This is a genomic window from Parvibaculum sp. (assembly GCF_035325945.1).
Classification (GTDB): Bacteria; Pseudomonadota; Alphaproteobacteria; order Parvibaculales; family Parvibaculaceae; genus Parvibaculum.
This window is the reverse complement of sequence record NZ_DAOKYX010000024.1, coordinates 19,549-40,029: the sequence shown is the minus strand read 5'-3', so window position 1 is coordinate 40,029 and position 20,481 is coordinate 19,549. Positions and strand designations below refer to the sequence as shown.

Annotated in this window: 16 protein-coding genes; 11 read left to right on the top strand and 5 right to left on the bottom strand. The window is 64.3% G+C overall.

The annotated features are described in order from the left end of the window. Positions 1–83 precede the first annotated feature (83 nt). The gene (locus tag PKA57_RS11555) at positions 84–689 is read right to left on the bottom strand and encodes a hypothetical protein (protein WP_324300688.1); all 606 of its coding nucleotides are present in this window, start codon (positions 687–689) and stop codon (positions 84–86) included. Positions 690–920: 231 nt separating this feature from the next. Here PKA57_RS11555 and mdh point away from each other — a divergent pair, with 231 nt between their 5' ends. From mdh to lpdA, 7 genes are all read left to right on the top strand, one after another. Next, positions 921–1,913: a malate dehydrogenase gene (gene mdh / locus PKA57_RS11550; RefSeq protein WP_324300686.1), complete on the top strand. Its 993-nt coding sequence runs from the start codon at positions 921–923 to the stop codon at positions 1,911–1,913. Positions 1,914–2,062: 149 nt separating this feature from the next. Further along, positions 2,063–3,214, top strand: coding sequence for an MBL fold metallo-hydrolase (locus PKA57_RS11545; RefSeq protein ID WP_324300684.1), 1,152 nt, complete (start codon positions 2,063–2,065; stop codon positions 3,212–3,214). A gap of 274 nt (positions 3,215–3,488) precedes the next feature. Continuing rightward, complete coding sequence (sucC, locus tag PKA57_RS11540; protein WP_324300682.1) at positions 3,489–4,658, top strand: ADP-forming succinate--CoA ligase subunit beta; 1,170 nt, start codon at positions 3,489–3,491, stop codon at positions 4,656–4,658. Continuing rightward, positions 4,659–5,537 (top strand): succinate--CoA ligase subunit alpha, encoded by an 879-nt coding sequence (gene sucD / locus PKA57_RS11535; RefSeq protein ID WP_324300680.1) that lies wholly within the window; start codon positions 4,659–4,661, stop codon positions 5,535–5,537. Between the two features lie 147 nt (positions 5,538–5,684). After that, positions 5,685–8,624 carry a 2-oxoglutarate dehydrogenase E1 component gene (locus tag PKA57_RS11530; RefSeq protein ID WP_324300678.1) on the top strand — a complete coding sequence of 980 codons (2,940 nt, stop codon included), beginning with the start codon at positions 5,685–5,687 and terminating at the stop codon, positions 8,622–8,624. A 25-nt stretch (positions 8,625–8,649) separates the two neighbouring features. Continuing rightward, on the top strand, positions 8,650–9,891 hold the full coding sequence (gene odhB / locus PKA57_RS11525; RefSeq protein WP_324300676.1) for a 2-oxoglutarate dehydrogenase complex dihydrolipoyllysine-residue succinyltransferase: 1,242 nt from the start codon (positions 8,650–8,652) through the stop codon (positions 9,889–9,891). A 28-nt stretch (positions 9,892–9,919) separates the two neighbouring features. Continuing rightward, positions 9,920–11,311, top strand: coding sequence for a dihydrolipoyl dehydrogenase (gene lpdA / locus PKA57_RS11520; RefSeq protein ID WP_324300674.1), 1,392 nt, complete (start codon positions 9,920–9,922; stop codon positions 11,309–11,311). 3 nt (positions 11,312–11,314) lie between these two features. On the opposite strand, the gene PKA57_RS11515 is transcribed toward lpdA, so the two are convergent. Genes PKA57_RS11515 through fsa form a run of 3 tightly spaced genes read right to left on the bottom strand, consistent with a single transcriptional unit; the run spans position 11,315 to position 13,676 of the window. Then, positions 11,315–12,289 carry a tyrosine recombinase XerC gene (locus PKA57_RS11515; RefSeq protein WP_324300672.1) on the bottom strand — a complete coding sequence of 325 codons (975 nt, stop codon included), beginning with the start codon at positions 12,287–12,289 and terminating at the stop codon, positions 11,315–11,317. Next, positions 12,262–12,999 (bottom strand): DUF484 family protein, encoded by a 738-nt coding sequence (locus PKA57_RS11510; RefSeq protein ID WP_324300670.1) that lies wholly within the window; start codon positions 12,997–12,999, stop codon positions 12,262–12,264. Before PKA57_RS11510 ends, PKA57_RS11515 begins: the two co-directional genes overlap by 28 nt. Before the next feature lie 23 nt (positions 13,000–13,022). Beyond that, positions 13,023–13,676, bottom strand: a complete 654-nt coding sequence (fsa, locus tag PKA57_RS11505; protein ID WP_324300668.1) for a fructose-6-phosphate aldolase — start codon at positions 13,674–13,676, stop codon at positions 13,023–13,025. A 194-nt stretch (positions 13,677–13,870) separates the two neighbouring features. On the opposite strand from fsa, the gene PKA57_RS11500 reads away from it, so the two are divergent. Beyond that, positions 13,871–16,048 (top strand): primosomal protein N', encoded by a 2,178-nt coding sequence (locus tag PKA57_RS11500; protein WP_324300666.1) that lies wholly within the window; start codon positions 13,871–13,873, stop codon positions 16,046–16,048. Positions 16,049–16,093: 45 nt separating this feature from the next. Here the strand turns inward: PKA57_RS11500 and PKA57_RS11495 are convergent, their stop codons facing one another. Further along, positions 16,094–17,158 (bottom strand): glycosyltransferase, encoded by a 1,065-nt coding sequence (locus tag PKA57_RS11495; RefSeq protein WP_324300664.1) that lies wholly within the window; start codon positions 17,156–17,158, stop codon positions 16,094–16,096. Positions 17,159–17,469: 311 nt separating this feature from the next. On the opposite strand from PKA57_RS11495, the gene PKA57_RS11490 reads away from it, so the two are divergent. From PKA57_RS11490 to PKA57_RS11480, 3 genes are read left to right on the top strand one after another with little or no spacing between them, the layout of a single operon-like run. Beyond that, the gene (locus PKA57_RS11490; protein ID WP_324300662.1) at positions 17,470–18,027 is read left to right on the top strand and encodes a F0F1 ATP synthase subunit delta; all 558 of its coding nucleotides are present in this window, start codon (positions 17,470–17,472) and stop codon (positions 18,025–18,027) included. Beyond that, a complete protein-coding gene (atpA, locus tag PKA57_RS11485) occupies positions 18,027–19,556 on the top strand; it encodes a F0F1 ATP synthase subunit alpha (protein WP_324300660.1) in 1,530 nt (509 codons plus the stop codon). Before PKA57_RS11490 ends, atpA begins: the two co-directional genes overlap by 1 nt. Positions 19,557–19,578: 22 nt before the next feature. Continuing rightward, positions 19,579–20,472: a F0F1 ATP synthase subunit gamma gene (locus tag PKA57_RS11480; RefSeq protein ID WP_324300658.1), complete on the top strand. Its 894-nt coding sequence runs from the start codon at positions 19,579–19,581 to the stop codon at positions 20,470–20,472. Positions 20,473–20,481 lie beyond the last annotated feature (9 nt).

Genomic DNA, 20,481 nt, shown 5'->3' with positions numbered 1-20,481 from the left:
CCCGCGTCCCGCACAAGGCGGGCGTTCTCGGCGGGCGTTCTGGCGGGGGCGCGGTCCCGAGGCGTGTGGAAATCAGGGGAGTTTCACAGGCCGAAATAGTCGCCGCGGCTCGGGCGCAGGCCGAGCGAGGGGGCCCTGTGGGCAGGCGAGCCTTCGGCTATCTTCCCGCCGGACCCGCGAATGTGGACATCATAGGTCCAGGATTGTCCGAAGGCCGCCGAAAGCATGCCGAAGGAGAGGGGGCGCGTCTCGCTGCCCGTCGCCTTCTTGCGGGCGATCTCGAGGGAGAATTCTTCTGCTCCGCGCCGGTCGACCGGGGCGAAGCCAAGGAGATCGGGGTCGAGGGCGGAGGCGGTCTTCACCGTCTCCTCATCGCCCAGAAGGGCGAAGACACCGTGGAAATCGCCGCGCGTCGCGACCGTGTCGGGCGTCTCGCAGAACGAGCGGCCATCGCGCAGCAGCGTTTCGAGGAAACGGCAATCCTTGCCGGTGAGGGCGGAAACGGCGTGTTCCGTCAGATCGCGGCCGGTCATGACCGTCGCGCTGAGGCCCGCGAGCGAAAAGATCTCGGCGGCGGTCAGCCCGCCGACGACAGGCGCGGCACAGCCCGAAAGTCCGGCCAGACCGGCGAGAGCGGCCGCGAGCTTCAGGATCGGCCGCCCGGAGCGCGGCAAAGACGTGTCTGGCATTGCCTGCACTCCCCCCCGAGGCGCATGGCGATCGTCCCGGAATGAAACCTGCGCGCCGGGGCCGCCTCCGTCAACGGCCAAGCGGAATCCTGGTTAACGGCCGCACACGGTTTATTGCGGAACGCCGGGATTCACGCTACTAGCTGCCAGCAGTTTCACCCACGCGGCGCGAGATCCGGCCGGCGTCGGCCACCGATCCACCCTGCAGACAGACATCCGGAGGCTCATTTCATGGCGCGGAAGAAAATCGCTCTCATCGGCGGCGGTCAGATCGGCGGCACGCTCGCTTTGCTTGCCGGGCTCAAGGAGCTCGGCGACGTCGTCATCTTCGACATTGCCGAGGGCCTGCCGCAGGGCAAGGCGCTCGATCTCGCCGAGACATCGCCCGTCGAGGGCTACAATGCCGCGCTCTCGGGCACGAACAGCTACAAGGACATCAAGGGCGCCGACGTCGTCATCGTCACCGCAGGCGTGCCGCGCAAGCCGGGCATGAGCCGCGACGATCTTCTCGGCATCAACCTCAAGGTCATGGCGCAGGTGGGCGAGGGCATCGCCAAGTATGCGCCGAACGCCTTCGTCATCTGCATCACCAACCCGCTCGACGCGATGGTCTGGGCGCTGCGCCAGTTCTCCGGCCTGCCGCACAACAAGGTCGTCGGCATGGCGGGCGTGCTCGATTCCGCGCGCTTCCGCTATTTCCTCGCCGAAGAGTTCAATGTCTCCGTCGAGGACGTGACGGCCTTCGTGCTTGGCGGCCATGGCGACACGATGGTGCCGCTCGCGCGCTACTCGACCGTTGCGGGCATTCCGCTCCCGGACCTCGTCAAGATGGGCTGGACGACGAAGGAAAGGCTCGAGCAGATCATCCAGCGCACGCGCGACGGCGGCGCGGAGATCGTCAGCCTGCTGAAGACCGGCTCCGCCTTCTATGCGCCGGCCGCGTCCGGCATCGAGATGGCCGAAGCCTATCTGAAGGACCAGAAGCGCGTTCTGCCTTGCGCAGCCTATCTTGAGGGCCAGTATGGTCAGAAGGACGTTTATGTCGGCGTGCCGGTGGTGATCGGTGCGGGCGGCGTCGAGCGCGTCGTCGAGATCGAACTCAACGCCGCCGAGAAGAAGGCGTTCGAGAAGTCCGTCGGCGCCGTCGTCAGCCTCATCGACGCCTGCAAGAAGATCGACCCGAGCGTCGCCAAGGGCGCCGCGCCCAAGGGCAAGAAGTCGTAATCGGGCCCTGAGCCTCTGCCGCAAAAAAGGCCGTCCCCATGGGGCGGCCTTTTTCATTGTCGGGGCATGTGGGCCCTCCGGGACGCCGGGACTTGCGCCGCCTTCATCCCGTGATTAATGTTGTCCATTAATCGGGATCGGAGGAACGGATGAAGAGGATCGTATTTGCCGGGGCGGCGCTCGCCGCGCTTCTCGTCATCATCGGGGCGGGCGCGGTATGGCTGTCGCCAAAGCTTCAGGACGGCATATTGGAGCGCGCAGCCGAGCGGCGCCTTCAGGAGGGCGACCGTTCGGACCTTCTCGGCGACAAGGCGCTTCACATCGTGCTTTGCGGCACGGGATCGCCCATGCCGGACCCGGAGCGCGCCAATGCCTGCACGGCCGTCATCGCGGGCGGGCACATGGTCCTCATCGATGCGGGGCCGGGTGCCTGGCGGAAGATCGCGGCGACCCGGCTGCCGGCCGCGGCCCTCGATGCCGTCCTTCTCACCCATCTTCATTCGGACCATATCGGCGGGCTGGGCGAGGTGGCGGTCCAGAGCTGGATCGCGGGCCGCAAGGTGCCGCTCGAGATTTACGGGCCCGGCGCGCCGCACGATCTCAAACATGAAGAAGACGCCGAAGGCCACGCCTATGGCCGGTCGGGAACGGCCGATGTCGTGCGCGGCTTCGCGGCGGCCTATGATTCCGATGCGGGGTTCAGGCTCGCCCATCACGGTGCCGATTTTCTGGCGCCGGAAGGTGCGCGCATGATCCCGCATGAGATCTCGATGCCCGCGCCCGGAGAGGCCATCACCGTCTATGACAGGGACGGCCTCAGGATTTCGGCCTTCCTGGTCGATCATCACCCGGTCGAGCCGGCCTATGGCTACCGGATCGAATATGAAGGCCGCGTCGCGGTGGTCAGCGGCGATACGAAAAAGATCGAGAACATGGTTCGTTTCTCGAAGGATGCCGATCTCCTCGTGCATGAGGCGCTCGACCCCGCGATGGTGAAACTTCTCGCCGTCGCGCTCGACAAGACCGGCAATGCGCGGCTCGCCAAGATGGCGCGAGACACGATCGGCTATCACGCCTCGCCCGTCGAGGCGGCGGAGATCGCGCGCGAGGCCAATGTGCGCATGCTCGTCTTCACGCATGTCGTGCCGCCGCTGCGCAATGCGCTGATGCGGCATATCTTCATGCGCGACGTCGGCGAGGCGCGGGGGGCGGGCAAGACGCTGATCGGCGAGGACGGGCTGATGCTGAGCCTGCCCGCGGGCTCGACCGCGATTGAAAGCCGCCAGCTCGGCGAGGAGTGAGGGCAGTTCGGGGCTCGGGCGCCGGCCCGGCCCCCTGTGGCCGGAAAGAGGGGCGATACCGGGGGTGGCGGAGCGGGTCCATTTGACGTAGCGTCAGGCTATCTACAGGAAATTATTGAGAATTCTGTAAGTGGGTAAAAAGGCGATGCTCTGAACCCGGATTCATGATTTGGCGGTTGCGCCCGGATTTCCGGGTGCTATAACTCGCGGCAATCCGTAATTTTTCCATCGGGGCCGCACTCCGCGCTGCCCCTCCAGCCCGGACGGACCGCCCATGAACATCCATGAATATCAAGCCAAGGCCGTGCTTGCGAAGTATGGCGTGGCGGTGCCGCGCGGCATTCCCGCGTTCACGCCTGAAGAGGCGGTCGCCGCCGCGCAGAAGCTCGGCGGTCCCGTCTATGTCGTCAAGGCGCAGATCCACGCCGGTGGACGCGGCAAGGCCGGCGGCGTCAAGGTCGTCAAATCGGTCGACGACGTGAAGGCCGAAGCGACGCGCCTTCTCGGCTCGACCCTCGTCACCCATCAGACGGGTCCGGCCGGCAAGCAGGTCAATCGCCTCTATGTCGAGGAAGGTTCCTCGATCGCGCGCGAACTCTATCTCTCCGTGCTCGTCGATCGCGCGACCTCGCGCATCGCCTTCATCGCCTCGACCGAAGGCGGCATGGACATCGAGGAAGTGGCGCACAAGACGCCGGAAAAGATCCTCACCTTCTCGATCGATCCGGCATCGGGCATTTCCTCCTTCCACGGCCGCAAGGTGGCGTTCGCACTCGGTCTTGAGGGCGATCTCAACGCTCAGGGCATCGATCTCGTCCAGAAGCTCTACAATGCCTTCGTTGCCGAAGACATGTCGCAGCTCGAGATCAATCCGCTCGTCGTCACCGGCGACAACAAGCTCGTCTGCCTCGACGCCAAGGTCGGCTTCGACGACAACGCGCTCTACCGGCACAAGGACATCGTCGAGCTTCGCGACATCACGGAAGAAGATCCGGCCGAAGTCGAGGCGTCGAAATACGATCTCAACTACGTCAAGCTCGACGGCAAGATCGGCTGCATGGTGAACGGCGCGGGCCTCGCCATGGCGACGATGGACATCATCAAATATTACGGCTCCGAGCCTGCGAACTTCCTCGATGTCGGCGGCGGCGCGACGAAGGAAAAGGTCACCGCGGCCTTCAAGATCATTCTTTCCGATCCGAACGTCGAAGGCATTCTCGTCAACATCTTCGGCGGCATCATGCGCTGCGACATCATCGCGGAAGGCGTCATCGCTGCCGCGAAGGAAGTCAGCCTCAAGGTTCCGCTGGTGGTGCGCCTCGAAGGCACCAATGTCGATCTTGGCAAGAAGCTGATGGCCGAATCGGGACTGCCCATTATTTCCGCCGACAATCTCGCCGACGCGGCCGAGAAGATCGTCAAGGCCGTGAAGGAGGCTCACTAAATGTCTGTTCTCGTCGGCAAGAATACGAAAGTCATCACCCAGGGCTTCACCGGCAAGCAGGGCACCTTCCACTCCGAGCAGGCCATTGCCTATGGCACGAAGATGGTGGGCGGCACCTCGCCGGGCAAAGGCGGCACGACGCATCTCGGCCTTCCGGTCTTCAACACCGTTGCCGAAGCCGTCGAGAAGACGGGCGCCACCGCTTCCGCGATCTATGTGCCGCCGCCCTTCGCGGCCGATGCGATCCTCGAGGCGATCGACGCCGAGATCGAGCTTGCCGTCTGCATCACCGAGGGCATTCCCGTCCTCGACATGGTGCGGGTGAAGCGCGCGCTTTCGGGCTCCAGGACGCGCCTCATCGGACCGAACTGTCCGGGCGTCATCACGCCGGGCGAGTGCAAGATCGGCATCATGCCCGGCCACATCCACAAGCCGGGCTCGGTCGGCATTGTTTCCCGGTCGGGGACGCTTACATATGAGGCAGTGGCCCAGACAACGGCGGCGGGCCTCGGCCAGTCCACCTGCATCGGCATTGGCGGCGATCCGGTCAACGGCACGAACTTCATCGACGCGCTCGAGATGTTCCTCGCCGACCCGCAGACGGAATCGATCATCATGATCGGTGAAATCGGCGGTACGGCGGAAGAGGAAGCTGCCGACATGATCAGGGCCTCGAAGGTGAAGAAGCCGATGGTCGGTTTCATCGCCGGAGTGACGGCTCCCCCCGGACGCCGGATGGGCCATGCGGGCGCAATCGTGTCCGGTGGCCGCGGCACGGCGGAAGCCAAGATCGAGGCGATGAAGTCCGCGGGGATCCGCGTTTCGCCGTCGCCTGCGGCACTCGGCACGACGCTCGTCGACTTGCTGAAGGGCCGTTGAGAAATGTTGCGGAGCCGCCGTCTGACAGGCGCTGGCTCCGCAGGGTTTTTTAAATGGCTTGTTGACCCTGACCGGATAGGATTCGGGTCAGCAAACGGCCTCTTTCAAGAAGGGGGTGCGGGCCCTTAATCCGCACCGGACACCGGCATGAGCAATGGCAGCGCCAACGAGCGCTTCGAGCGGACGTCCTTTCTTTATGGAACCAACGCAGCCTTTGTCGAAGAGCTTTACGCCCGCTATCAGGAAGATCCGCAGTCGGTAGACGCGGAATGGCGTAATTTCTTCGACGGCCTCGGCGATGCGCCCGAGGATGTGAAGAAGGTTGCAAGGGGCGCTTCCTGGAAGCGCTCCGACTGGCCTCTCATCGCCAATGGCGAGCTTGTCTCGGCGCTCGACGCCAACTGGACGACGCTCGAGGCGCCGATCAAGCAGAAGATTTCCGAACGGAAGACCGGCGCGAGCGAAGAGGAGATTCGCTCCGCGACGCTCGATTCCGTGCGCGCGCTGATGATGATCCGCGCCTACCGCATCCGCGGCCATCTCGACGCGAATATCGATCCGCTCGATCTGCGCCCGCAATCCGACCATCCGGAACTCGATCCGGCGAGCTATGGCTTCGGGCCGGACGATCTCGACCGTCCGATCTTCATCGACCATGTGCTCGGGCTCGAAACGGCGACCGTGCGGCAGATGCTCGACATTCTGCGCCGCACCTATTGCGGCACGATCGGCGTCGAGTTCATGCATATCGGCGATCCGGAGGAGAAGGCCTGGATCCAGGAGCGCATCGAGGGCCCGGACAAGGAAGTCACCTTCACCGAAATGGGTCGGCTCGCCATTCTCGACAAGCTCATCAGGGCCGAGGGCTTCGAGCGCTTCTGCGGCGTGAAGTATATCGGCACCAAGCGTTTCGGCCTCGACGGCGCGGAAGCGATGATCCCGGCGCTCGAGCAGATCATCAAGCGCGGCGGTGCGCTCGGCGTGAAGGAAATCGTGCTCGGCATGGCGCATCGCGGGCGTCTCAACGTGCTCGCGAATGTGATGTCGAAGCCTTTCCGCGCGATCTTCCACGAATTCAAGGGCGGCTCGTCGAATCCGGAGGATGTCGATGGCTCCGGCGACGTGAAGTATCACCTCGGCGCCTCGTCCGATCGCGAGTTCGACGGCAACAAGGTGCATCTGTCGCTCACCGCCAATCCCTCGCATCTCGAGATCGTCGATCCCGTGGTGCTCGGCAAGGCGCGCGCGAAGCAGGATCAGCTCCATGACGGGCAGAGAAGCACTGTCATCCCGCTGCTCATCCATGGCGACGCGGCCTTTGCGGGACAGGGCGTCGTGGCCGAATGCCTCGGGCTCTCGGGCCTCAAGGGGCATCGCACCGGCGGCTCGATCCATTTCATCATCAACAACCAGATCGGCTTCACCACGAGCCCGATCTTCTCGCGCTCCTCGCCCTATCCTTCGGACGTGGCGAAGATGGTGCAGGCGCCGATCTTCCATGTGAATGGCGACGACCCGGAAGCAGTCGTGCATGCGACGAAGATCGCCACCGAGTTCCGGCAGCGCTTCAACAAGCCTGTCGTTATCGACATGTTCTGCTATCGCAGGTTCGGCCACAACGAGTCCGATGAGCCGAGCTTCACGCAGCCGCTCATGTACAAGAAGATCCGCAGCCATCCGACGACGCTGGAGCTTTATTCCGAGCGGCTCGTCGAGCAGGGTCTCATCACCAGGGAAGAGATCGAGCGCCGCGTCGAGGCGTTCCGTCACGAACTGGAAAAGGAATACGAAGCCTCCAACAGCTTCCGCCCCAACAAGGCGGACTGGCTCGATGGACGCTGGGCGGGTCTCGGCCGCTCCGAAGGCGAGGCGCAGCGCGGCGAGACGGGCGTCGAGCTCGAAGTGCTGCGCGAGGTCGGCCTGAAGCTTTCGGAGGTTCCGAAGGGCTTCAACATCCACAAGACCATCCAGCGGTTCATGGACAACCGCCACAAGATGATCGAGACGGGCGAGGGCATCGACTGGGGCATGGCGGAGGCACTTGCCTTCGGCACGCTGCTCAGGGAAGGCTTCAAGGTGCGCCTGTCGGGGCAGGATTCCGAACGCGGCACTTTCGTGCAGCGCCATTCCGTGCTCAACGATCAGGAGACGGAAGACCGCTACATTCCGCTGAACCACATCGCCGAGAATCAGGCGCCCTACGAAGTCATCAACTCGATGCTTTCGGAAAACGCCGTCCTCGGCTTCGAATATGGCTACAGCCTGGCGGAGCCCAATGCGCTCGCCTTGTGGGAAGCGCAATATGGCGACTTCGCCAATGGCGCCCAGGTGGTGATCGACCAGTTCATCACCAGCGGCGAGCGCAAGTGGCTGCGCATGTCGGGTCTCGTCATGCTGCTGCCGCATGGCTATGAGGGCGCGGGGCCGGAGCATTCCTCCGCGCGTCTCGAACGCTATCTGCAGATGTGCGCCGAGGACAACATCCAGGTCGCCAACTGCACGACGCCGATGAACTATTTCCACATCCTGCGCCGCCAGATGCACAGGAAGTTCCGCAAGCCGCTCATCCTGATGACGCCGAAGTCGCTTCTGCGGCACAAGCGCGTCGTCTCGAAGATCGAGGAGTTCGGCCCCGGCTCGAGCTTCCATCGCGTGCTGTGGGACGATGCGGAGACCCCTTCCGGCGAGAAGGTGAAGCTCGTGTCCGACGACAAGATCAAGCGCGTCATCGTCTGCTCGGGCAAGGTTTATTACGACCTCTATGAGGAGCGCGAGAGGCGCGAGATCAACGACATCTATCTCCTGCGCGTCGAGCAGCTCTATCCCTTCCCGGCCAAGTCGCTGATGACCGAACTTCAGCGGTTCACACAGGCCGAGATCGTCTGGTGCCAGGAGGAGCCGAAGAACATGGGGGCCTGGACCTTCATGGAGCCCAATATCGAATGGGTGCTCGATCAGGTCGGCGCGCGCTATCGCCGTCCGCGCTATGCGGGGCGGCCGGCATCGGCGGCGACGGCTGTCGGCCTCATGAGCAAGCACAATCAGCAACTCAACCAGCTCCTGTCGGATGCGCTGAAGATCGACTGAGTTTTCTCTGAAAGGCGGAAAGAGAATGGCGACGGAAATCAAGGTGCCGGCACTCGGCGAATCGGTAACGGAAGCGACCGTTGCCCAGTGGTTCAAGCAGCCGGGCGACGCGGTCACCGTTGACGAGCCGCTGGTCGAACTGGAAACCGACAAGGTCACGGTCGAGGTGCCGGCGCCCGCATCGGGCGTGCTTTCGGATGTCTTCGTGAAGCCGGGCGAAACGGTCGGCATCGGCGCCGTGCTGGGTGCGATCGGCGAGGGGGCGGGAAAACCCGCCGCCAAGCCCGCCGCGAAGAAGGAAGAACCGAAGAAGGCGGCGCCCGCGGCGAAGCCCGCAGCCCCCGCGGCGGTTCCGGCCGCAGCGGCCGCGCCTGTCGCAAAGGCGGAGGCGCCGCTTGCGCCTTCCGTGCGCAGGCTTGCGGAAGAAAGCGGCATCGAGCCCGCGCGCGTTGCGGGCACGGGCAAGGATGGCCGCGTGACGAAGGGCGACATGCTCGAGGCGATCGCCGCCCCGGCTGCCGCGCCCGCGCCCGTTCAGGTGCGTGCGCCCGTCCCCGCCGATCAGGCCGCGCGCGAGGAGCGCGTGCGCATGACGCGGCTCAGGAAGACCATCGCCACCCGCCTCAAGGAAGCGCAGAACACGGCCGCCATGCTCACCACCTTCAACGAGGTGGACATGACGAACGTCATGGCGATCCGCAATCAGTACAAGGAGCTTTTCGAGAAGAAGCACGGTGTGCGCATCGGCTTCATGAGCTTCTTCGTCAAGGCGTGCATCGCGGCGCTGAAGGAAATCCCGGCGGTCAATGCCGAGATCGACGGCGACGATCTCGTCTACAAGAATTATTACAATATCGGCGTGGCGGTCGGCACGGAGCGCGGCCTCGTCGTTCCCGTCGTGCGCGAGGCGCAGGACATGTCGCTCGCCGACATCGAGAAGACGATCAACGATTTCGGCAGGCGCGCCCGCGACGGCCAGCTCAAGCTCGAGGAATTGCAGGGCGGCACCTTCACCATCTCGAATGGTGGCGTTTACGGCTCGCTCATGTCGACCCCGATCCTCAACGCGCCGCAATCCGGCATTCTCGGCATGCACAAGATCCAGGAACGGCCGATGGTGATCGGCGGCAAGATCGAGGTCAGGCCGATGATGTATCTCGCCCTTTCCTACGATCATCGCATCGTGGACGGGCGCGAGGCGGTGACCTTCCTCGTTCGCGTCAAGGAATCGCTCGAGGATCCGCAGCGCCTGCTGCTCGATCTCTGACACCCCTCCGCAAATCAGGAGTAATGCCATGGCGGATGCTTTCGACCTCGTCGTGATCGGCGCGGGCCCTGGCGGCTATGAATGCGCGATTCGCGCGGCGCAGCTCGGCATGAAAGTCGCCTGCGTCGAGAAGCGCGACAAGCTCGGCGGCACCTGCCTCAATATCGGCTGCATTCCGTCGAAGGCATTGCTCCACGCCTCGGAACTCTTCGCGGAGGCGGGCCATGCCTTCGCGGATATGGGCATCAATGTCGGCACGCCGACCATCGACCTGAAGAAGCTCCTCGGTTTCAAGGATGAAGCCGTCGACGGCAACACAAAGGGCATCGAGTTCCTCTTCAAGAAGAACAAGATCGAGTGGGTGAAGGGCGAAGGCGTCATCAAGGCGCCGGGCAGGGTTCAGGTCGGCGAGCGCGTGCTCGAAACGAAGAACATCGTCATCGCGACCGGTTCGGATGTCGCCCGGCTGCCGGGAATCGAGATCGACGAGAAGCAGATCGTTTCCTCGACCGGCGCGCTCGCGCTCGGGCAGGTGCCGGCGCGGCTCCTCGTCATCGGTGGCGGCGTCATCGGGCTCGAACTCGGCTCCGTCTGGGGCCGTCTCGGCTCCAAGGTCACCGTCGTCGAATATCTCGACGCGATCCTTCCCGGCATGGATGGCGAGGTGGCCAAGAACTTCCAGCGCATCCTCAAGAAGCAGGGCTTCGACTTCAAGCTCGGCTCCAAGGTGACGAAGGTCGAAAAGACGAAGGCGGGGCTCAAGGTTTCCGTCGAGCCCGCGCAGGGCGGCGCGGCGCAGGTCATCGAGGCCGATGTGGTGCTCGTTGCCGTCGGCCGTGTTGCCTATACGCAGGGGCTCGGGCTCGAGAATGCCGGTGTCGTGACGGACAAGCGCGGCCGCATCGAGGTCGATGCGCATCTCAAGACCAATGTCGACGGCATCTACGCCATCGGAGACGTGATCGCGGGGCCGATGCTCGCGCACAAGGCGATGGAAGAGGGCGTGATGGTCGCCGAGCGCCTCGGCGGCGTCGCCGGTCACGTCAATTACGATGTCATTCCGGGCGTCGTCTACACCTCGCCCGAAGTCGCGGCGGTCGGCAAGACCGAGGAACAGCTCAAGGCCGAGGGCGTCGAATACAATTCCGGCAAGTTCCCCTTCACGGCCAATGGCCGCGCGAAGTCGAACAAGCAGACGGACGGTTTCGTCAAGATTCTCGCCGACAAGAAGACCGACCGGGTGCTTGGCGTCCACATCATCGGCGTCAATGCGGGCGAGATGATCGCGGAAGCCTGCATCGCGATGGAATTCGGCGCCTCGTCGGAGGACATCGCCCGCACCTGCCATGCGCATCCGACGCTTTCGGAAGCGGTGAAGGAAGCGGCTCTCGCGGTGACGGGCGCTCCCATCCATATGTGAGGTTCAGCGCCGCGAGCGCGGATGGGCCTTGTCATAGATGTCGAGCAGGCGCTGGCTCTCGACCTCCGTATAGATTTGCGTCGTCGACAGGCTCGCATGGCCGAGCAGTTCCTGGATCGCGCGCAGATCGCCGCCGCCCGCGAGCAGATGCGTGGCGAAGCTGTGGCGCAGTGCATGCGGCGTCACGGTATCGGCAAGGCCGAGCCTCTGGCGCAGGCGAATGACGGTTGCCCTGACCATGCGCTGATCGAGCCTTCGTCCGCGCGCGCCGACGAAGAGCGGGTCGTCCGGCCCGAGACCGAAAGGGCAGAGCCGCAGATAATCATCGACCGCCTGGCGCGCCACGGGCAGCACGGGGACGATGCGCTCCTTGCCGCCCTTGCCGGTGACGCGCAACGTGGCGGGCAGGGGGGCCGCACGCCGGTCGATCGACAGCGCCTCGGCGATGCGAAGGCCGCAGCCGTAAAGAAGGGTCAGAATGGCCGCATCGCGGGCGGCGATCCAGGGTTCGATGCGCTCGTCGGCTGCCTCGTCGATGAGGTCGAGGGCTGCTTCGGGCGACAGCGGCTTCGGGATGGCGTGGGGAAGTTTCGGCGAGCGCAGGGCGGTGAGCGCCGCATTGGAGAGGACGCCGCCGCGATCGAGAAAGCGGAAGAAGGAGCGGATGCTCGAAAGCGCGCGGGCGAGGCTTCTGCTCTGAAGGCCCTCATTGCGCCGCCGGGTCAGAAAGGCGCGGAAATCGCGCAGCTCGAGTGCGCCGAGCGACTGCAGATCGGCCGCATGGCCCAGATGATCGACAAGAAAATCGAAGAAGCGCGCCACGTCGCGGTGGTAGTTGACGAGCGTTGCGGGGCTTGCGCGCCTCTCGGCCATCAGATGCGAATACCAGGCGCGCAAATGCGGATGCACATCCTCCGCCGCGGCAATGGCGGCGGCGGCCTGGTCGGGCGTCAGAGTGCCGGGGGCAGGTCGAGCCATCGGCGCACGCAGCGTTCGACGATGCGGGCAAGGAATTCGAGAAGATCGGCAGCCTGCTCGGGATGGAACTGTTCCGGCGTGCGGCCGCCCAGCGCAAGGAGCCCGGCCGGTGCGCCGCTCGCAAAATCGAGCCGCACCAGCGCTTCGGACTGCACTTCCTCGGCGAGATGATTGTAGAGGCCGCGGCTGCCATGCACATTGGCGACGAGGCGGTAGGAGACATCGCCTCCCATCATGCGGGCGACGCCGCCCGGCTCCAGCACACGCACGCTGCGGACGCCGATGCCGGAAACGCCGTTCGATGTTTCGATGCAAAGGGCGGCGGCGCGGACGTCGATCGCGCGGGCAAGCCCCTCAGGTGCGGTGATGTATTCGATCAGGTGCTCGAAATTGCGCGCATCGAGAAGCGCGCAGGCGGCGTTGTGGACCTGTTCGCGGGCGAGGCTGTTCAGCGAAGACGCCTCGATCAGTTCGGACTGGATGTCGCGCAGCGTGCGGACCTGCTTCTGCAGCTTGCCGATGATGAATTGCTGCATGTCGACGACATTATGCCCGTTGTCCTGCGCGGGAATGATGGCCGAGATGAGATCGGGGTCGTCGGTAACGAATTCGGGATGCGCCAGGAGAAAGGCCTTCACCTCGTCGGGTGAGACGCTCGGCACGGATTCCATAATCCGTTCGACTTCCGTCCGGTCGTTGTAATGGCTCATGGCGTCGATCACCCGGGAGGTTATCAGAGAATTTTCTGGCCGGTCTTCTTCCAGTCGGCGAGGAAGAGTTCGAGGCCCTTGTCGGTGAGAGGGTGGTTTGCAAGTCCGCGCAGGACGCCCGGCGGTACGGTCGCCACATCGGCGCCCACCAGCGCTGCTTCCTTCACGTGATTTGCGCTGCGGATCGAGGCGGCGAGAATCTCGGTCGGGAAGTCATAATTGTCGTAGATGGTTCGGATATCGTGAATGAGTTCCATTCCATCGAGATTGATGTCGTCGAGGCGGCCGATGAAGGGCGAGACGAAGGTCGCACCGGCCTTGGCGGCGAGGAGCGCCTGGTTCGCCGAGAAGCAGAGGGTGACGTTCACCATCGTGCCTTCGCCGGCGAGCGCCTTGCAGGCCTTCAGGCCATCCCAGGTCAGCGGCACCTTGACGGCGATGTTCTTTGCGATCTTCGCGAGTTTGCGGCCTTCCTCGATCATGGCCGCCGCATCGAGCGCAGTGACCTCCGCGCTGACGGGGCCGGCGACGATGCCGCAGATCTCCTCGATGACCTCGATGAAATTGCGGCCGCTCTTGGCCACCAGAGAGGGGTTCGTGGTCACGCCATCGACGAGACCCGTCGCGGCGAGATCCCTGATTTCTGCGATATCCGCGGTGTCGACAAAGAATTTCATGGGGCCTTGTCTTCTGGTCGGGGGTCTTCTGGTCGGGCTTCGACGTCCGTATGACAGTCCGTTCGGGGGCGCGGCGCAACTTTTCTTTTCTTTTGCCGCGCCAGGCCCGGAGGTGCAAGGCCTGACGTTCCGCTTGCTTTATCAGGTGTTACATTATCGTCTCGTCTTCGAATTTCTCATCAGCCCGGCTCAGAATGCCCATCGACCCATCGCCGCGAAGCGTCAGCGTTCTCATTCCGCTCGCCCTGCCAGCACCTTACGACTATGAGGTTCCTGCCGGGTTAATCGCGGAAGAGGGAGCCTATGTGATCGTGCCGCTCGGCGCGCAGCAGATGCTCGGCGTGGTCTGGGGGCCCGGCACGGGCGAGGTGGAGGCGAAGCGGCTCAAGCCTGTTCTCGAGGTTCTCGACGCCCCGCCCATGCCTGCCGCCCTTCGCCGCTTCGTCGACTGGATCGCGGCCTATACGCTCAACCCGCGCGGCTCGGTGTTGAGGCTCGCCCTGCGCGCGCCGGGCGCGCTCGAGCCGCAGCGCATGCGGACGGCCTACCGGCTTGCCGATGCAAGGCCCGCGCGCATGACGCCCGCGCGGCTTCGCGTCGTCGAAACGGCGAGCGACGGATTTGCGCGGACGGCGCGCGAGCTTGCCGAGGAGGCGGGCGTCTCCGATGGCGTGGTGCGCGGTCTTATCGAAGCCGCCGCGCTCCTGCCTGTCGATCTGCCCACCGAGGCGCCCTTTCCCGAGCCCGATATCGGGGCGAGGGGAAAGGCGCTTTCGCCGGAGCAGTCGGCCGCCGCTTCCGTCTTGCGGGCGCGGGTCGAAGCGGGGCGCTTTGCTACCCTGCTCCTTGACGGGGTGACGGGATCGGGCAAGACGGAAGTCTATTTCGAGGCGGTGGCCGAAGCGCTTGCACGGGGCAAGCAGGCGCTCATCCTGCTGCCGGAGATTGCGCTCACGAGCCAGTTTCTCGACCGATTCGAAGCGCGTTTCGGCTGCAAGCCGGCGGAATGGCATTCCGAGCTTTCGCAGCGCGAACGACGCCGCGTCTGGCGCGGCGTCGCGGAGGGGCGGGCGCGGGTGGTGGTCGGGGCACGCTCGGCGCTTTTCCTGCCCTTCAGCGATCTCGGCCTCATCGTCGTCGACGAGGAGCACGAGGCCGCCTTCAAGCAGGAGGAGGGCGTTATCTATCATGCACGCGACATGGCGGTGGTGCGCGCCTCGCTCGGGGATTTTCCGATCGTGCTGAGTTCGGCGACGCCCTCGCTCGAGACGGTGGTGAATGCGCAACTGGGGCGCTATGAGCGCGTGGTGCTGCCCGAGCGGCATGGCGCGGCGGAGCTTCCGCAGATCGCCGCCATCGACATGCGCGAGGAGCCGCCCGAGCGCGGGCGCTGGCTCTCGCCGCGGCTCGTCAGCGAGATCGCCGAGGCGCTCGGCCGTGGCGAGCAGGCGATGCTGTTTCTCAATCGTCGCGGCTATGCGCCGCTGACGCTCTGCCGCACATGCGGCCATCGCATCGAATGTCCGCAATGCTCGTCCTGGCTCGTCGAGCATCGCTTCCGGCGGGAACTCGTCTGTCATCATTGTGGCTACACGGCACCGGTGCCGAGAGCTTGCCCCTCCTGCGGCGCGGAGGAGGCGCTCGTCGCCTGCGGTCCGGGGGTCGAGCGCATCGCGGAGGAAATCTCGGAGCGTTTCCCCGAAGCGCGCATCGCCATCCTGTCGAGCGACAATCTCAGAGGGCCGCAATCGCATGAGGAGGTTTTCCGTGCCATCGAGGCGCGGGAGATCGACATCATCGTCGGTACACAGATCGTCGCGAAGGGGCATCATTTCCCCTGGCTCACGCTTGTGGGCGTCGTCGATGCCGATCTCGGGCTGGAGAATGGCGATCTCCGCGCGGCCGAGCGCACCTTTCAGCTCCTCCAGCAGGTGGCGGGGCGAGCGGGCCGGGCCGAGCGGCGGGGCCGCGTCTTCCTCCAGACCTATATGCCGGAGCATGGCGTGATGCGGGCGCTCGTGTCGGGTAATCGCGACCAGTTTCTCGACCGCGAGGCCGCCGCGCGCGAGCGGCTGGGACATCCGCCTTTCGGCCGGCTCGTCGGCGTGGTGCTTTCCTCCGAAAATGCCGCCCAGGCGCAGAAATTCGCGCGCGAAATGGCCCGCGCCGCGCCGCAGGCCGAAGGTGTCAGCGTGCTCGGCCCCGCGCCCGCGCCGCTTGCGATGCTCAGGGGGCGGACAAGGCTGCGCTTCCTCGTCAAATCGGCGCGGAACATAAATGTGCAGGCCTATATGCAGGCCTGGCTCTCGGCGCTCAAGGTGCCGGGCTCGGTACGCATCGCCGTCGATGTCGATCCGTACAGCTTTCTCTGATCGAACAGCGGGACACGGACATCAAGCCGCAGGAACCAGAGCGGCTCAGGATTTCTGGATGAACCTTGCCAGCGCTCCGAATGCGGCATCTGTGGAGAGATGCTCGCGAGCATATCGCAGTGCCCCTTCCCTCAGATGGGCGCGATATTCTGCCGATGCCGCGACCTCACGAACCGCATCGCGGAACTCCTCGGGCGTCTTTGCGACACGGCAGAATTCGTAATTGGCGCTGGGGCAGCCGTCGATGCCCTCCGGCGTGGTGACGAGCGGGATGCCGTATCCAAAGGCCTCGACGCTTTTGATCTTCATGCCGCCGCCGAAGCGCGTCGGGTTCATCGTGAACGCTACCGTGCTGTAAAAATCGGTTTGAAGCGGAACTGGCGGCAGGATTTCGAAGCGCGGATAGCGCTTTTCGACGTCCGGGAGCCTCGAGATGGTGCCGCATATCCGGATCGGGACGGCATCGGTCTCGCTTTCCGTCAACACTTCATTGTGAAGCCAGTCCAGGGCGTCCTGGTTTGCCGTTGCGCCACTGCACAGCATTCCGCCGATCGACTCAGAGCTTGGCGTTACGGGATCAGTCGGCGCAACGTGCGGAGAAAAGATGCACTTCTTCCTGCCAAGACGGGAGACGCTGATATCAAACTCTTCCTTGGAAATGAGCAGCACCCGATCGAAGGATTCGAGGATCGAGAATTCGTTATCCTCGGTCATTTCAATCACGGGCTGCAGTCCGGCGGCCCGGAAGCGCTCCGCTCTTAGATAGATCAGATCGAGCGTATCGAGGACGACAGGCACGCCTTTGGGAAAAACGGACCGCGCTGTGCCGAGATGGGCGTACTCGATGATACCCACGTCGGGCTTCAGACTTGCGACAAGCGCTCGCAAGGCGCCCCAATCGATTTGGCCGTCCGGGGCGGGTGCGCAAAAGTGAAGTGTCGCTGAGCCGATCGGGGCAATGTCTTCCGCTGGAGGATGGGAAATAATGATGCCGTGAGCCTCGGCAACGCTGCCCACGTACTCGATCAGCGATCTGATGCGGGCGATGCTTCCCAGCCCCATCATGTGAGCGGGAACATCAGTCAGGATGACTACGCGCTTAGGTTTCATCGCTGGAGAACTCCGCTCGTCTGGCCAAGGCAGTCACCCGTATCCCATAAACATAGTTAAATAGTTCTTTTCAGGAGTTGTCGTCGGGACGTCGGAGGGCATGAGCAGCTTCGTATCGGCCGCCACGCCGCCAATTCTCGGGCGGTGATATTGCACATGCGGGGTCCTTGTGTTACCAAACGCCCGGCCTTGGGGGTAGCGGGCCGAACCAGGCCCCCTCGGTAAGAATAAATTAGTGAAATCAATCAGTTAGCGCACCGACCCGCATATGGTGCGCCGACCCCCACAGAATGCATGGGCGGGCACGCCAAGTGGCAGCTGATCATCTCGTCTCCGGCATGGCCGGTCGGTATGCAACGGCGCTCTTCGAGCTTGCGGAGAGCGACGCCTCGCTTGACGCCGTCGCGGGCGATCTCAAGCGTATCGAGGCCCTCATCAATGAAAGCGCCGATCTCCGGCGGCTCGTCGAGAGCCCCGCTTTCGGCGCTGACGATCAGGCGCGCGCCTTCGCGGCCGTGCTCGAGCGGGCAGGCATCAAGGGGCTCGTGGCCAATTTCGTCGGCCTCGTGATTCGCAACCGGCGGCTTTTCGCCCTGCCGGCGATGATCGTGGGCTTCGGCCGCCTTCTCGCCGACAAGCGCGGCGAGATGTCCGCCGACGTGACCTCGGCTCACCCGCTTTCCGAAGCGCAGATTGCGAGCCTCAAAGGGGCCCTCAAGTCCGCGACGGGGCGCGACGTTCAGATCAATACCAAGATTGACGAGGGGCTCCTCGGCGGGCTCGTCGTCAAGGTGGGGAGCCGGATGATCGATTCGTCTCTCCTGACCAAACTCAATTCTCTCAAGATTGCCATGAAAGAGGCTTCCTGATGGACATTCAGGCCGCGGAAATTTCCGCAATCCTCAAGCAGCAGATCAAAGGGTTCGGTGCGGAAGCGCAGGTCTCCGAGATCGGCCAGGTGCTCTCCGTCGGTGACGGCATTGCCCGCGTCTACGGTCTCGACAACGTCCAGGCGGGCGAAATGGTCGAGTTCCCGGGCGGCGTCCGCGGCATGGCGCTGAACCTCGAAAGCGATAATGTCGGCGTCGTGATCTTCGGTTCCGACCGCGACATCAAGGAAGGCGACACGGTGAAGCGCACGGGCGCCATCGTGGACGTCCCCGTCGGCAAGGGCCTGCTCGGCCGCGTCGTCGATCCGCTCGGCAATCCGATCGACGGCAAGGGCCCGATCGAGGCGACGGAGCGCCGCCGCGTCGACGTGAAGGCGCCCGGCATCATTCCGCGCAAGTCGGTGCATGAGCCGATGCAGACGGGCCTCAAGGCGATCGACGCCCTGATCCCGATCGGCCGCGGGCAGCGCGAGCTCATCATTGGCGACCGCCAGACCGGCAAGACCGCGATCGCGATCGACGCCATCCTCAACCAGAAGCCGCTCAATCAGGGCGATGACGAGCATCAGAAGCTCTATTGCATCTATGTCGCCATCGGTCAGAAGCGCTCCACGGTCGCGCAGATCGTGAAGACGCTGGAGGAGAACGGCGCGCTGCAATATTCGATCGTGGTCGCCGCGACCGCGTCGGAACCGGCGCCTCTGCAGTTCCTCGCGCCCTTCGCGGGCTGCACCATGGGCGAGTTCTTCCGCGACAACGGCATGCATGCCCTCGTCGTCTATGACGATCTCTCCAAGCAGGCCGTCGCCTACCGCCAGATGTCGCTCCTGCTGCGCCGCCCGCCGGGCCGCGAAGCCTATCCGGGCGACGTCTTCTATCTCCATTCCCGCCTGCTCGAGCGCGCGGCGAAGCTCAATGACGAGAACGGCAAGGGCTCGCTCACCGCTCTCCCGGTCATCGAGACGCAGGCGAACGACGTGTCGGCCTATATTCCGACCAACGTCATCTCGATCACGGACGGCCAGATCTTCCTCGAGACGGACCTCTTCTATCAGGGCATCCGTCCGGCGGTGAACGTCGGTCTGTCGGTGTCGCGCGTCGGCTCCTCCGCCCAGATCAAGGCGATGAAGCAGGTCGCGGGCAAGATCAAGGGCGAGCTTGCGCAGTACCGCGAAATGGCGGCCTTCGCGCAGTTCGGCTCCGATCTCGACGCGGCGACGCAGCGCCTGCTCAATCGCGGTGCGCGCCTGACCGAGCTTCTGAAGCAGCCCCAGTTCTCGCCGCTCAAGGTGGAAGAGCAGGTCGTCGTGATCTATGCCGGCGTCAACGGCTATCTCGACGGGCTCCCGGTCGGCGATGTCGGCCGCTACGAGGAAGAGCTGCTGCGCGCCATCCGCTCGAGCCATGCGGGCATCCTCGATGCCATCCGCACGGAGAAGCAGCTTTCGTCCGACACCGAAGCGAAGCTGAAGGCGGTGGTCGAGAGCTTCACCAAGGCGTTTGCCTGATCAAGGAACCGGGTGACGGCCAATGGCGAGCCTCAAGGACCTAAGAAACCGCATCGCTAGCGTGAAGGCGACGCAGAAGATCACGAAGGCGATGCAGATGGTCGCCGCCGCGAAGCTGCGTCGTGCGCAGGAAGCGGCGGAGGCCGCGCGGCCCTATGCCGAGCGCATGAACCGGGTGCTTGCCAATCTCGCGATCGGCATGGCGGGCCGGGAAGATGCGCCGAAGCTTCTTGCCGGAACGGGCAGCGATCAGGTGCATCTCGTGATCGTTGCGACCGCGGATCGCGGCCTTTGCGGCGGCTTCAACTCGTCGATCGCGCGGCTTGCGCGCGATCACATCAACGCGCTTCTCCGCGACGGCAAGACGGTCAGGATCATGACCGTCGGTCGCAAGGGGCGCGATGCGCTGAAACGTCAGTATGGCGACAAGATCGTGAAGAGCGTCGATTTCACGGGCTTGCGGCAGATCGGCTTCGATCAGGCGCAGGATATCGCGCATGCGGTTCTGGCGATGTTCGAGGCGGGCGAGTTCGATGTCGCCACGCTTTTCTATTCGAAGTTCCAGAACGTCGTGACGCAGGTTCCGACGGCCCAGCAGCTCATTCCCGCCACTCTGCCCGGCGCGGACGAGGTGGCGAAGGCCACGGCGGAGCTTGCGGGCGCCGTTTACGACTATGAGCCAAGCGAAGAGGAAATCCTGAGCGATCTGCTGCCGCGCAACGTGTCGGTGCAGGTGTTCCGGGCGCTTCTTGAGAATGTCGCTGGCGAGTGGGGCGCGAAGATGTCCGCCATGGACAATGCGACGCGCAACGCCGGTGATATGATCAACAAGCTTCAGATCACCTACAACCGCTCGCGCCAGGCCATGATCACCAAGGAACTCATCGAAATCATTTCGGGCGCCGAAGCCCTCTGAGATACGCCC

Coding starts and splice junctions, on each gene's coding strand:
- mdh (WP_324300686.1), top strand. CDS start 921: ATGGCGCGGAAGAAAATCGCTCTCATCGGCGGCGGTCAGATCGGCGGC.
- PKA57_RS11555 (WP_324300688.1), bottom strand. CDS start 689: ATGCCAGACACGTCTTTGCCGCGCTCCGGGCGGCCGATCCTGAAGCTC.
- PKA57_RS11515 (WP_324300672.1), bottom strand. CDS start 12,289: ATGGCTCGACCTGCCCCCGGCACTCTGACGCCCGACCAGGCCGCCGCC.
- fsa (WP_324300668.1), bottom strand. CDS start 13,676: ATGAAATTCTTTGTCGACACCGCGGATATCGCAGAAATCAGGGATCTC.
- PKA57_RS11495 (WP_324300664.1), bottom strand. CDS start 17,158: ATGAAACCTAAGCGCGTAGTCATCCTGACTGATGTTCCCGCTCACATG.
- atpA (WP_324300660.1), top strand. CDS start 18,027: ATGGACATTCAGGCCGCGGAAATTTCCGCAATCCTCAAGCAGCAGATC.
- sucC (WP_324300682.1), top strand. CDS start 3,489: ATGAACATCCATGAATATCAAGCCAAGGCCGTGCTTGCGAAGTATGGC.
- sucD (WP_324300680.1), top strand. CDS start 4,659: ATGTCTGTTCTCGTCGGCAAGAATACGAAAGTCATCACCCAGGGCTTC.
- PKA57_RS11500 (WP_324300666.1), top strand. CDS start 13,871: ATGCCCATCGACCCATCGCCGCGAAGCGTCAGCGTTCTCATTCCGCTC.
- PKA57_RS11480 (WP_324300658.1), top strand. CDS start 19,579: ATGGCGAGCCTCAAGGACCTAAGAAACCGCATCGCTAGCGTGAAGGCG.
- PKA57_RS11545 (WP_324300684.1), top strand. CDS start 2,063: ATGAAGAGGATCGTATTTGCCGGGGCGGCGCTCGCCGCGCTTCTCGTC.
- PKA57_RS11530 (WP_324300678.1), top strand. CDS start 5,685: ATGAGCAATGGCAGCGCCAACGAGCGCTTCGAGCGGACGTCCTTTCTT.
- odhB (WP_324300676.1), top strand. CDS start 8,650: ATGGCGACGGAAATCAAGGTGCCGGCACTCGGCGAATCGGTAACGGAA.
- lpdA (WP_324300674.1), top strand. CDS start 9,920: ATGGCGGATGCTTTCGACCTCGTCGTGATCGGCGCGGGCCCTGGCGGC.
- PKA57_RS11510 (WP_324300670.1), bottom strand. CDS start 12,999: ATGAGCCATTACAACGACCGGACGGAAGTCGAACGGATTATGGAATCC.